Origin of the sequence: Streptomyces sp. NPDC101132, from assembly GCF_044759225.1 — a bacterium.
Lineage (GTDB): Bacteria > Actinomycetota > Actinomycetes > Streptomycetales > Streptomycetaceae > Streptomyces.
Window position 1 is genome coordinate 588,506 of the sequence record NZ_JBIVYX010000002.1, and the last position, 12,418, is coordinate 600,923.

Annotated in this window: 11 protein-coding genes and 1 riboswitch; of the genes, 6 read left to right on the top strand and 5 right to left on the bottom strand. The window is 73.3% G+C overall.

Annotated elements, in window-relative coordinates:
• Positions 1 to 50 precede the first annotated feature (50 nt).
• A complete protein-coding gene (locus ACIQUR_RS06845) occupies positions 51 to 2,573 on the bottom strand; it encodes a YfhO family protein (RefSeq protein WP_403659409.1) in 2,523 nt (840 codons plus the stop codon).
• 210 nt (positions 2,574 to 2,783) lie between these two features.
• Between ACIQUR_RS06845 and ACIQUR_RS06850 the strand changes: the two genes are divergently transcribed.
• Positions 2,784 to 3,404 carry a SurA N-terminal domain-containing protein gene (locus ACIQUR_RS06850; RefSeq protein WP_403659412.1) on the top strand — a complete coding sequence of 207 codons (621 nt, stop codon included), beginning with the start codon at positions 2,784 to 2,786 and terminating at the stop codon, positions 3,402 to 3,404.
• A gap of 172 nt (positions 3,405 to 3,576) precedes the next feature.
• Positions 3,577 to 4,551: a nucleoside triphosphate pyrophosphohydrolase gene (locus tag ACIQUR_RS06855; RefSeq protein ID WP_403659415.1), complete on the top strand. Its 975-nt coding sequence runs from the start codon at positions 3,577 to 3,579 to the stop codon at positions 4,549 to 4,551.
• A 20-nt stretch (positions 4,552 to 4,571) separates the two neighbouring features.
• Here the strand turns inward: ACIQUR_RS06855 and ACIQUR_RS06860 are convergent, their stop codons facing one another.
• From ACIQUR_RS06860 to ACIQUR_RS06870, 3 genes are all read right to left on the bottom strand, one after another.
• Positions 4,572 to 5,789 carry a globin domain-containing protein gene (locus ACIQUR_RS06860; RefSeq protein ID WP_403659418.1) on the bottom strand — a complete coding sequence of 406 codons (1,218 nt, stop codon included), beginning with the start codon at positions 5,787 to 5,789 and terminating at the stop codon, positions 4,572 to 4,574.
• Between the two features lie 230 nt (positions 5,790 to 6,019).
• Entirely contained in the window at positions 6,020 to 6,223 is a 204-nt protein-coding gene (locus ACIQUR_RS06865) for a hypothetical protein (protein WP_403659421.1), read from the bottom strand.
• Between the two features lie 10 nt (positions 6,224 to 6,233).
• Positions 6,234 to 7,082 (bottom strand): Scr1 family TA system antitoxin-like transcriptional regulator, encoded by an 849-nt coding sequence (locus ACIQUR_RS06870; protein ID WP_403659424.1) that lies wholly within the window; start codon positions 7,080 to 7,082, stop codon positions 6,234 to 6,236.
• A 315-nt stretch (positions 7,083 to 7,397) separates the two neighbouring features.
• Here ACIQUR_RS06870 and ACIQUR_RS06875 point away from each other — a divergent pair, with 315 nt between their 5' ends.
• On the top strand, positions 7,398 to 7,925 hold the full coding sequence (locus ACIQUR_RS06875) for an ATP-binding protein (protein ID WP_403659427.1): 528 nt from the start codon (positions 7,398 to 7,400) through the stop codon (positions 7,923 to 7,925).
• A gap of 26 nt (positions 7,926 to 7,951) precedes the next feature.
• Here the strand turns inward: ACIQUR_RS06875 and ACIQUR_RS06880 are convergent, their stop codons facing one another.
• Complete coding sequence (locus ACIQUR_RS06880; protein ID WP_403659430.1) at positions 7,952 to 8,422, bottom strand: flavodoxin family protein; 471 nt, start codon at positions 8,420 to 8,422, stop codon at positions 7,952 to 7,954.
• Between the two features lie 132 nt (positions 8,423 to 8,554).
• On the opposite strand from ACIQUR_RS06880, the gene ACIQUR_RS06885 reads away from it, so the two are divergent.
• From ACIQUR_RS06885 to ACIQUR_RS06895, 3 genes are all read left to right on the top strand, one after another.
• Positions 8,555 to 9,817, top strand: coding sequence for a cytochrome P450 (locus tag ACIQUR_RS06885; RefSeq protein WP_403659433.1), 1,263 nt, complete (start codon positions 8,555 to 8,557; stop codon positions 9,815 to 9,817).
• Between the two features lie 116 nt (positions 9,818 to 9,933).
• Positions 9,934 to 10,986, top strand: coding sequence for a transglycosylase family protein (locus tag ACIQUR_RS06890; protein WP_403659436.1), 1,053 nt, complete (start codon positions 9,934 to 9,936; stop codon positions 10,984 to 10,986).
• A gap of 288 nt (positions 10,987 to 11,274) precedes the next feature.
• A riboswitch (cyclic di-AMP (ydaO/yuaA leader) is annotated at positions 11,275 to 11,447 on the top strand.
• A 5-nt stretch (positions 11,448 to 11,452) separates the two neighbouring features.
• A complete protein-coding gene (locus tag ACIQUR_RS06895) occupies positions 11,453 to 12,136 on the top strand; it encodes a transglycosylase family protein (RefSeq protein ID WP_403659439.1) in 684 nt (227 codons plus the stop codon).
• Positions 12,137 to 12,418 lie beyond the last annotated feature (282 nt).

Consider the following 12,418-nt stretch of genomic DNA (forward strand, 5'->3'; position numbering starts at 1 on the left):
CCGTCGGGCGCCGACGGGGCGGCGCGGTCGCCGCGACCCGCGGGGCGTCATCACCCGGAAGAGGGGCGTGCCCAGGTCGGGAACCGGCGCCTTGCGGCCGCCAGTACCAGGAACAGCGCACCCGCGGCGCCGGTCGCCGCGCCCGCCCGCAGGCCCGGCGGGCGGAACGTGCAGTCCACCACCGTGCCCCGCACCGGCGTCGCCACCAGGCCCAGGTACGCGCCCGCCGGGGCGTCCCCGCAGCGCCAGCCCGCGATGCGCGGCGCGGCCAGTACCGCGGTGCCGGTGCTGCCCGGCGGCAGGTGGGCCCGTACCCCGTCGTCCCGGACCTCCACCCGCACCGCGCCGGTGGCCCGCAGCCCGGCCACCGCGGCCGCCAGCCGGGACCGGTCCAGGCAGCCCACGCTCCACCCGCGCGGCGCCGGCCGGTCGAAGACCACCCGCGAGCCGGGGCCGGGGGAGACGCCCAGGGGCTGCATCGCCGCCTGGTACCGGGGGCGCCCGCCGACCATCCGCACCGGCTGCCCGGCCGCCGGGGCACCGTCCGCCGGGGCACCGTCCGCCGGGGCACCCGCAGCCCGCCCGGCAGCGGCTCCGGGAGCAGGCCCGCGCCCGGTCGGCCGGAACCCCCCGGCGGCCTCCCGGCCCGGTGCCGTCAGCCTGACCGTGCCGTTGTAGTCCGGGGCCCACAGGTACACCCCCGTGCCGCGGCGGCAGGAGCCGTCCGGGGCCGGGGGCTCGTACACCCGGGCGCCCAGCAGGAGTTCCTGGTTGCGGAAGGGGGACGAGCCGAAGCGGGGGGTGCCGGCGGGGCGGACCGTCACCAGCGGCGGGACCGCCGCCCGGCTCACCCGCACCGGTCCGTCCGCCGCGGCCCGCGCCCGCGCGCCGACCGCGAACACCGCGTCCGTCACCGGGTTGTCCAGGCTCTGCAGGCTCCGGCCCCGCGAGGTCCACCCGGCCCCCAGCGCCGCCATCGTGCGGGTCAGCACGGCCGGGGTGTGGCTGCTGTAGTACGCCCCGCCCTCGCCCCCCAGCAGCAGCGGGTCGTTGCCGGACAGCTGCGTCCGGCCCGGGTCGGTGCGGTACGCGGGCCAGCCCGAGGCGTCCGACACGGCGCGGAACCGGCCGTCGTGCGGCGCGCCCCAGGCCGGGTAGTCGTCCAGCCGCCCCAGCCGCGCCCGGTCCGCGTACGCGGTGGTCGCCGCGGCCTGCCCGGCGAGCGCCCCCGCGAGCAGCAGCGCGGCCAGGGGCACCGCCCGCCCGCGCCGGGCCAGCAGCATCGCCCCGCCGGCGGCGAGCAGCCCCGCCCCGAACAGCGGGTGGCTCCAGGCACTCGCCGGCCCGCTGCCCAGGGCGCCCAGGGCCAGTACCCCGAGCAGCCCGGCCCCGCCGAGCAGGGCCCGTACGCCGGGCCAGCCGGGGGCCAGCGCCTGCCAGGCCGCGAGCACCAGCACGCCCGCCAGCACGAAGGTCTGCCGGTACGGGCTGCCGTTCGGGGTCTGGAAGACGTGCCAGGCCAGGTGCGTCGGCTCCCACTGGAAGGACAGGGCCACCGCCACTGCCAGCCCCGCCCACCCGCACCGGACGCGCACCGGGACCGCCCGGTGGAAGCAGAGCGCGGCCGCGGCCAGCAGCGTGCCGGTCCCCACGAACACGGCGGGCGTGGAGAAGTCGTACGTCGCCGGCAGCGCCCGGGCCAGCACGTCGCCCCACCCGGCCGCCCGGAACTCCGACACCCACCCCGGATACGCGTGCCGCGACCCGAGGAACACCGGTACGAGCACGGGTGCCGCCAGCGCGATCCCCGGCACGGTGGCCCCGGCCGCCCGCACCAGGACCCGGCCCCCCTCGCGTACCCCCACGCCCGCCTGCACCAGCCGCACCAGCAGCACCAGCGCGGCGCCGAGGGTCGCCATGTAGGCGGTGTAGAAGTTCGCGGTCCACACCAGGGCCACCACCAGCGCCCCCAGCACCGGCCGCCGCCCCCGCAGCGCCCACTCGCCGACCAGGCACAGCAGGGGGAAGGCGATCAGGCCGTCCAGCCACATCGGGTTGTACGCGGCCTCGGTGACGGACCACCCGCACAGCGCGTAGGAGGCGCCGAGCACCCCGGCCGCCCACCACCGGGGCCCGCCGCGGCGCACGGTCAGCAGCAGCCAGGCCATCGCGGCCGCCGCCACCCCGGTCTTCAGCACGCCCACGAGGTAGACGGCGAGGTCGATCCGGTCCCGCGGGAAGAGCGCGACCAGCGGGGCGAAGGGGCTCGTCAGGTAGGTGCCCAGGTCGGGCAGGAAGGCGGTGCCCCAGCCCGACTGCCAGTTCAGCAGCAGGCCGCCCTCGGCGCGGCCGTGCAGCAGGTCCCACAGGCGGGCGTGGAAGGGGATGAACTGGTTGTTCAGGTCGTTGACGGCACGGTGGTGCGGGCCGAAGGGGAAGATCCGCGCCACGGCGTCCCCGGCGGTCACGGACAGGACGGCGACCAGTCCCGCGAGGGCGGCCGCGCGAAGGCTCGTACGGCGGTACCGGCGGCGGTCCCGGCCCGGGCGGTTGCTGCGGTCGGTCTCGTGCATGGTGGGCGTGACGGTGCCAACCCCGTGCGCCGGGCCGGTGAACGCGACGGAACCGCAAGGGAATCGTTGGTCGAATCGGTGGCTCACACCACCCCGACTGCCTACCATCGATCACCGCAAGGCCTTGTGCACCGAAGCGCCCACCCGTCACCCGACCACCACCCCCCCAACGAGGCGCTCTGCGCCGCCCCTGCCTTCTGGGAGGCTCTCTTGCACCGCCGCACCGCGCTCTCCGTATCCGCCGCCCTGCTCGCCGCGGCCCCCCTGCTGACCGCGTGCGGGGGCGAGGCCCGGCCGGGTACGGCAGCCGTCGTCGGCGGCGAGCGGATCGCCACCTCCGCCCTCCAGGCGCAGGTCAAGGACGTCCGGGCCGCCCAGGACCGGTCGCCGCAGGCCGCCCAGCTGATCGGGGCCTCGGCGGGTCTGGAGCGGGCCAAGCTGAACTCGATGATCCAGAGCCTGGTGCTCCGGAAGGCCGCCGCGGACGCCGGCCTGACCGTCTCCACCAAGGAGATCGAGGACGCGCGCAAGGCCGACGTGCAGCGCACGGGCGGCGAGAAGCAGTTCCAGGAGATGGTCCTCCAGCAGGCCTCGATCGCACCCGGCCAGATCGACGACGCGATCCGGGACCGGCTGATCGTCAGCAAGCTGACCGACAAGTACGGCCAGGACAAGATCATCGAGCCGATCGCGGCCGCCGCGAAGGCCCTCGGCGTCGAGGTGAACCCGCGCTACGGCAGCTGGGACGCCGCCAAGATCCAGCTGACCGGCGGCAAGACCCCCTGGATCCTGCAGAAGACCACGCCGCAGACGGCACCGCAGGGAGCCTGACCGCCGGCAGCCCGCCCCCAGGGAGCCCGACCGCCGGGCGTCCGGGAGCCGGGTCCGGGAGCCGGGCGTCCGGGAGCCGGACGCCCCCCGGACGCCCCCCGGACGCCCCGGGGAGCGCCCCTCGGAGTGCCCCCGGGCGAGTGCACCCGGCGCGCGGAGGTAGTTTCGAAGGGTGACTGACACCCGTACCGACGCCACCGGCCGCATCGTCCTGCTCACCACCAGCCACCGGGTCGCCCCGGGCCTGCTGTCGTGGTCGGCCTGGGAGACCCTGCGCACCGCCGACCGGGTGCTGTGCGCCGACCCGGACCACCCGCAGCTGCCGTACCTGCGGGAGGCCGGGATCGCGGTCGAGGGGGCCCGGCCGGACGCCCAGGAGCTGGTCGACGCCTGCGCGGGCGGCCGTACGGTCGTGGTCGTGCCCACCGGCGAGGGCGACCGGCGGCTCACGGACGGGCTGGCCCGGATGGCCGGCTCGGGCCGGTTCGCCATGCCCGACCTGGAGCTGCTGCCGGCCTCCTACGACCTGCCCGGTGCCCGCCTCCTCGACCTGGTGCAGGTGATGGACCGGATCCGGCGCGAGTGCCCCTGGTCCTCCCGGCAGACGCACGCCAGCCTGGCCAAGTACGGCATCGAGGAGGCGTACGAGCTGGTCGAGGCCATCGAGGACGGCGACCGGGACGAGCTGCGGGAGGAGCTGGGCGACGTACTGCTCCAGGTGGTCTTCCACGCGCGGATCGCCGAGGAGGACCCGGAGGAGCCCTGGTCCGTCGACGACGTGGCCGGCGGCATCGTCGAGAAGCTGGTCCACCGCCATCCGCACGTCTTCGGGGACGCGACCGCCGAGACGCCCGAGGAGGTCAAGGAGCACTGGATGCGGACCAAGGCGGTCGAGAAGCAGCGGGAGTCGGTCACGGACGGGATACCGCTGGGCCAGCCGGGCCTCGCGCTGGCGGCCAAGCTCGCCGGGCGGGTGCGCGGCGGCGGGGTCGACGTGGAGCTGCCCAAGGGTGAGGGCGTCGGGTACGAACTGCTGGCCCTGGCGGCGCGCGCCGAGGCCGAGGGGATCGATCCGGAAGCCGCGCTGCGTGCGGCGGCCCGGGCCTACCGGGACGCGATCCGGGTCGCCGAGGGCGTCGGCGGGTAGCCCTCAGCGTCGGGTGTGCGTCAGTGGCCGTGCCCGGTCCCGCGCGGGGCGCGGCCGGCCGGGTTGTGCCAGTGGGTGTCGGGGGTGTTCAGGAACCACTCGCCGAAGCCGAGCGGCCGGCTGCGGGCTCCGCCGGAGGCGGGCACCGCGTCGTAGAAGATCCGCGCCGGGTCCGCGCCCAGTTCCTCCAGGAGGTGGGCGGTCTCGTCGATGAAGGCGGGCGGGCCGCTGACGTAGACGTCCTGGTGGGGCCAGAGGCCGCGGTTGCTGAGCGCGGTCGCGAGCCGGTCGGTGGCCTGGTTGCGGTGCTGGCCGGGGGCCGGGGTGATGTAGGTGACGGCCAGCCAGGGGCAGTGCCGCCGGAGGTCCTCGATCAGCGGCCGGTCGTACAGGTGCGCCTGGTCGCGGGCGACCACGAAGAGCCGTACGTCGTGTTCCGGCGGCCGGTGCACCAGGTCCTCCAGCATGGCCCGGACCGGGGCCCAGCCGGTGCCGGCCGCGATGAAGCTCACCGGGCGGCCCTCCTCCCGGCGCAGGGTCATGCCCCCTCCCGCGGCGCCCAGCCGCAGCAGCTCCCCGGGCTGGGCCGCGTTCACCAGGTGGGAGCTGAGCCGGCCGCCGTCGATCCGGCTCACGTGCAGGTCGAGGGTGAGGTCGGCGCGGGGCGCGTTGCCGAGGGAGTAGGTGCGCCAGGTGGTCGGCACCCGGTCGCTGCTCACGCTGACGTACTGGCCGGGGGCGTACGGGAGCCGCTGGTGCGGCCGCAGGGTCAGGACGGCGATGTCCCGCCCGTACTGGAGGTGGCGCACGATCTCGGCGTCCCACCACGGGGGGTCCTCGCTGGAGGCGGCGCCGTCGATCATGGCGTCGGCGATCACCTGGTACGCCTCGCCCCACGCCTTCTCGGCCTCCGGCGTCCAGGCCTCGCCCGACGCCTCGGCGAGCGCGGCCAGCAGGCTGGCGCCGACGGCGGTGTAGTGCTCGGGGCCGGCCAGGAACTTGCGGTGGTCCCGGCCGAGGTCGCGGAGGTAGGGGAGGAGGGCGGGGTCCTCCAGGTGGGAGACGACGTGCGTCAGCGCGGCGAAGAGGCGGTCCCGCTGTCTTTCCATGTCCACGAACGAGGGCGGGAACATCTCCCGGATGCCGGGGTTGTGCCAGAAGAGGTGGGAGTAGAAGAACTTGACCGCGTGCTCGGCCCGTCTCTCCACCACCGCGAAGCTGTCTTTCAAGATCCTCACATCCACAAAACCGAAAGTAGGAATGTGAGACTTCCTCAGGTCAAGGTCCGTCCGATCTGCGGACAGCCGCGGCGAACGGTGCTATATGGGGTGCCGGTCCGCGCCTGCGACACGTGGCCGGGGTCGCGCGCCGTCCCGGCTCCGCGGCAGGTCGGCGCCCCTGCCGTGCCGGGGGCGTACGGGGCCGGCTACGCCATCTGCGAGACCGGCCACGTACGCCGTGCGGCGGGCTAGCTCTGGTCCAGCAGGTGGTCCGCCTTGCCGGCCTTGATGTCCCGGATGAGTTGCCGGAGCGCTTCGACGCTGTCGGTCAGGGGGGAGTCCTCCGCCCCTGCGACGGCTATGTAGCTGTTGCCGGCTGCGTCGGTGCCGATGCGGTAGCAGGCGTTCGCCTCCTGGCAGAAGGGGGCTTCCCATTGGATGTGCTCAGCCATGCTGTCTCCCTCAGAGTTCGCGGGCGATCCCGTGGATGAAGTCGCGGGACTCCTGTTCGGGGAGCGCGGCCTCCTCCATCCATGCGAAATGGCTTCGGTATTTGGCAAGTTGCGCGTCAGCGTGCATGAACACCGCGCCAAGCGTCGAGTCGAGCTGGACGGTATCCAGGGTGCGCACCGGGCCTTCGGCGTAGAACATGGCAGTTCCCGCCCCTGGGAACACCCCGGCGGCGACAGGGATCACACGCACACGCACATTCGGGCGGTCGGCCTGTTCGTTGACGTAGTCGAGCTGAGCGCGAGTCGTCTCCCGGCCGCCGAACTGCATGCGCAGGGTCGCCTCGTGAACGTAGGCGAGGTACTCGGGGGCGGCGCCAGCCAGCAGCACCTGCTGGCGCTGCTGGCGAAAGGCGACCCGGTACTCGACCTCCAGCTTGGGCAGCGGCGGGATCGCGGCATCGAACAGGGCGCGTGCGTAGTCCTCGGTCTGGAGCAGGCCGGGCATGTGGATCGCCTGGAACGTGTGCATCCGCTGCGCGTGCCACTCCAGCTCGGCGATGTCGAGCATGCCGGGTGGCAGCTTGCCGCGGTACTCGTCCCACCAGCGCCGGGGCCGACGGCTCGCCATCTCGACCAGGCGGCTGATGTAAACCTCGTCGGCACAGCCGCAGTTGGCGGCCAACGTCCGCAGTCGCTCCTCGCTGATCGTTCGGGCACCCGACTCTATGAGGGGGATCTTCCCGCGGTCCATGCCGAGCAGGGCGGCCGCCTGTTCGGCTGACATTCCGGCCGCCGTTCTGATTCGGCGTACTTCCGCCCCCAGGCGCTGCCGACAGTACGTCGGGATGGTCGATGACATCGCACCCCTTCTCTCGCTTCCGGCAGTCTGCTACGTGACTCCCCGTCGGGTCCATAAATGGAGTAGGCACCACCAAACCAGCGGTGCGGACACCGAAAATGCCCTACAGTCGGTAACGCACCGCTCACACAACGGGAGTTGAAGCGCATCGGTAGCGCATGCCCATGCCCACCGACAGGCCACAACGCAACCCACCCCAGGGACACATGAGCCCGCCTTCGTGATGAGCCATCCGTGCGCGTCGACTCGCCCTTCGCCCTCAGTCACGTACGCCGCTGACCACCACGCCACGTACTCAACTCGCGGGAGTTCGCGATGCTCACCCCCTTCCACCCTGCCCCGGCACGTCTCACCGGCTGTCCGGTCGCTCCGCCCACGCCCCAGGACCCGGCCGCACCCGCACCGGATGCGCTGGCCTGCTCGCTCACCCTCCCCGGGGAACCGCACAGCGCCCGCATCGCCCGCGGAACCGTCCGCCTCGCCCTCCTCACCCACCGGCTGGACGGACTCGTCCCCGCGGCGGAACAGGTGACCGGCGAGATGGTGGCCGCGGCCTGGCGCCTGAACCCGGGCCGGGACCTCTACCTCTCGCTCCGCTGGCGCGACGACGCGCTCCGCCTCGCGGTCTACGACGGCCACGCCCCCCACGAACACCCCCGCCTGGCCGCCGCCTGCGAGGCCCGCCGCCGCGGCGCGCTCCGCCTCCTGTCGGCGGTGGTCCGGGAGAGCGGCGGCCAATGGGGCTTCGGCGAATCGCGCGAACCGGGCGGCGGCACCCGCACCTGGGCCACCCTCCCGGGCAACCCGACCCACACCCACGCCCACCCCCTCCGCGGCACGTGATGCCGCGGAGGGTCCCGGGCGGCGGGTCAGGACTCCGGCCCGCGCCCGTCCAGCAGCCGTTCGGCGAACGCCCGCGCGGCGGTCAGGTCCCGGGCGTCCGGGCGCTCCTTGTTGATGCCGCCGACGAGCTTGAAGATCGCCCAGGTGTCGAACCCCCGGCACCGGAAGCTGCCGTCCACCGCGAAGCCCTTGCCTTCGAGGATCCGGACCAGCGGGCGGGTGAACGGCGCCGCCGACCCGTCGGGGAGCCCGCTGGTGGCGAACACGAACGCCCGCCCCCGCCCGGAGGGCAGTCCCTTGACGAGGTCGATCAGGCGGGGGTGGAGCCTGCCGTAGTAGACGCCCGAGCCGAACCCCACGAGGTCGGCGCCGGCCAGCTCCGCCGGGTCGGCCTCCTCCGGCGACACGACCCGCGCACCGAGCACCTGCGCCATGCAGTCGGCGACGCGACGCGTGTTGCCGTGCGACACGGAGGCGCACACGATGACTGTCCTCATGCTTCACGATCCCTTCCTTCGTTGCTCCCGCTTCCGCAAGGAGGACCGTGCAGCGCCGTCGGATGTGACATCCCTTCCCGCGGCGGGGCGGCTCGGGGCACCAGGGGGAAACCCGGCCGTTAGGGTCGCCGTATGCACGACCAGGCCGCGCCCGATTCCCCGCCCACCCTCTTCGACTGGCAGTTCGCCACCGATCCGTACCCGGCGTACGCGTGGCTGCGGGAGCACTCGCCCGTGCACCGCACCGCGCTGCCCAGCGGGGTCGAGGCCTGGCTCGTCACCCGGTACGCCGACGCCCGGCAGGCCCTCGCGGACCAGCGGCTCAGCAAGAACCCGGCGCACCACGCGGAGCCGGCGCACGCCAAGGGGAAGACCGGCATCCCCGGCGAGCGCAAGGCCGAGCTGATGACCCACCTCCTCAACATCGACCCGCCGGACCACACCCGGCTGCGCCGGCTGGTGTCGAAGGCGTTCACGCCGCGCCGTGTGGCGGAGTTCACCCCGCGGGTGCAGGAGCTGACCGACCACCTCATCGACGGCTTCGCGGAGAAGGGGGAGGCGGACCTCATCCACGAGTTCGCCTTCCCGCTCCCGATCTACGCCATCTGCGAGATGCTCGGCGTACCGCGCGAGGACCAGGACGACTTCCGCGACTGGGCCGGGATGATGATCCGCCACGGCGGCGGACCCCGCGGCGGGGTGGCCCGGTCGGTCAAGAAGATGCGCGGATATCTGGTGGAACTGATCCACCGGAAGCGGGACGACCTGGGCGACGACCTCATCTCCGGACTGATCCGGGCAAGTGACCACGGCGAGCACCTCACCGAGAACGAGGCCGCGGCGATGGCATTCATCCTGCTTTTCGCCGGTTTCGAGACCACCGTCAATTTGATTGGGAACGGGCTGTATTCCCTTTTCCGGAACCCCGGCCAGCGGGCCCGGCTCCAGGACTCGCTCGCGGCCGGCGAGACCGCCCTGCTGGAGACCGGGATCGAGGAGCTGCTGCGTTACGACGGGCCCGTCGAGCTGGCCACCTGGCGGTTCGCCACCGAGCCGCTGACCCTCGGCGGACAGCGCATCGCCGCAGGTGAACCGGTACTCGTCGTCCTCGCCGCGGCCGACCGCGACCCGGCCCGCTTCGACCGGCCCGACACCCTCGACCTCTCCCGCACCGACAACCAGCACCTCGGCTACGGGCACGGCATCCACTACTGCCTCGGCGCCCCGCTCGCCCGCCTCGAAGGACAGACCGCGCTCGCCACCCTGCTGACCCGGCTGCCGGACCTGCGACTTGCCGTCGACCCGGACGAACTCCGGTGGCGCGGCGGGCTCATCATGCGCGGTCTGCGCACCCTGCCCGTGGAGTTCACCCCCCGCCCCAAACAACGGAATTGAGCATTCCTCACTTTCGTGACCTCAACGTGATCTGCGCATCATCGACTTGTGACATCCGTTCGAACCCCGCTAGGTTCGCCGTCACTTCCTTTGCCGCCACGCGAAAGGTCCACCTCATGCGTTCCGGGAACGGCCGTCACCGGCGCCCCCGTCAGGCCCCTGCGCTCGTCGTCACGGCGGGCGTCACCGGCTCCGCACTGGCGCTGCCGCTGCTCGCCGCCACCAACGCCAGCGCCGCCGACACCGCCACGTGGGACAAGGTCGCCGAGTGCGAGAGCGGCGGCACCTGGAGTGCCGACCTCAACAACGGCTTCTACGGCGGGCTGCAGTTCACCCAGGAACTGTGGAAGAGCGCCGGCGGCGAGGAGTACGCGCCGCGCGCCGACCTCGCCAGCCGCTCGCAGCAGATAGCCGTCGCCGAGCGGGTGCTCGCCGAGAAGGGCCCCTCGGCCTGGCCGCTCTGCGCTGCCCCCGCCGGGCTCACCAAGGCCGGCCCCAAGGCCGACGTGGACGACGGCCTCGGCAAGCCGAAGCCGATCACCCCCGCGCCGGTACGCCCCGACGAGGGCTCCGGCGCCACCGAGGAGGCCGGTACGGGTACGAAGACCCCCGCGCCCCCCGTGACGCGCACCCCGGCACCGCCGGCCACCGGGACCCCCTCGGGCACCGCGACCCCGGGTGCCACCGGCACCCCCGGCGCCACTCCCGGCACCGCGACCCCCGGCACCCCCACCGCCCCCGGCACGGGCACGCCCACCACCCCGGGCGCCACCGGCACCCCGGGCACGCCCGGAGCGACCGACGGGGCCACCCCGGGTGCGACCCCCGGGGCCACCGACGGGTCGGCCACCCCCGGCACCGGCAAGCACCGCGGCGACGCGGCCGACGAGACGTCAGGGGACGTGTCGGGCGAAACGGACGGAACGGGACGTCACGCCCTGACCGCCGACCCGCTCGCTCCTGACGCCGGGTCGGGTACCGGTGTCACCCCCGAGGGCGCCGGCGAGTCCACGTACATCGTCAAGTCCGGCGACAGCCTCTCCCGCATCGCGGACGCGAAGGGCCTCAAGGGCGGCTGGAGTGCGCTGTACAAGGCCAACGAGCAGGTCATCGGTGACGACGCGGACCTCATCAAGCCTGGTCAGAACCTCGACCTAAGCCAGAACTAGGGGCACTTCGGGCATCCGATAAAGCGGGCAATGTCCGGATTCATGTAAGTCTGGCGTCAGTGAGACATGAGTCTCAGGCCGTCAACTGGCGTGTCCCGCCCGGAAGCTCGGCTACCGCCCCTTCTCACCTGCGCAAATACCGGTTCCCGGTGCGCAAGTACGGGCCGTTTCTCCCCGATGTCCTGCCTTGAACATCGGGGAGCGGTCTGTCTACGGTCTGAACCGCTCGCCACCGCGGGCTCCTTCGACCGCATCGCCGAGTCCTGCCGGCGGACGGGGGAAACAGTCGTCGCGCAAGCGCCGAAGGCAGGAGCGGGGGACCCAAGGTTTGTGCCGGGCCCGGCCGTTGAAAGACGGTCACGGAACGGCTTGGGGTGAAGCCACGCGCTAGGACGCGAGGCCGGGCAACTCACTACGCCCGAACCCGACAGCTCACCTCGTAGGCGTCGGTGAGGAGAAGCCTCCAATGCTGCTTTCCAAGGGCAAGCACCGCCGTGCGTCCAAGGCCACCCGCATCGTCACCCTCGTCGGCGTGACCGGCGCGGCCGTCGCCGCCCCGCTGATGGTGGCGGGCACCGCCAACGCCGCCACCGCCTCCGAGTGGGACCGCGTCGCGCAGTGCGAGTCCGGTGGCAACTGGTCCATCAACACCGGCAACGGCTACTACGGCGGCCTGCAGTTCTCGCCCTCCACCTGGGCCGCGTACGGCGGCACCGCCTACGCCCCGCAGGCCAACCAGGCCAGCAAGTCCCAGCAGATAGCCATCGCCGAGAAGGTGCTGGCCGGTCAGGGCAAGGGCGCCTGGCCGAGCTGCGGCGTCGGCCTGTCCGGTGCCAAGTACAACGGCGGCGGCTCGGGCGAGTCCGCCCCGGTCAAGAAGAAGGCCAAGAAGAAGACGACGGAGACCCGCACGCAGCAGGCTCCGACCACCCGCTCCGAGCGCACCGCCGCCGCCCCGAAGCCCGCGGCACCGGCCACCGGCTTCAAGAAGGGCAACGGCTCCTACGAGGTGAAGGCCGGCGACACCCTCGGCACCATCGCCGACGCCCAGAACGTCAAGGGCGGCTGGGAGAAGCTCTTCGAGCTCAACAAGGACATCGTCACCGATGCCGACCTGATCTACCCGGGCCAGATGCTGAAGCTCTCCTGAACGGCTCCGGTACGGGAGTGATCCCGGACCGGCACCGGCCACGCCCGCCCGGCGCGTCCTCCCCCCGACGCGCCGGGCGGGCGTTCCCCTATATGCAGTCGGCGCGCCGCCCCCCCCTGTACGGCCGGCGAGCCCCTCCCTCGTGCGGCCGGCGAGCCCCTCCCTCGTGCGGCCGGCGAGCCGCTCCGTCACCCCTCCGGAGCCCCTTTGGGAGCCCCTGTGCTCGTTTGATCAGGGGTCTATGTCCTGGAAGACGGGTATTCGGTCCCTTTTTCGTCCCAG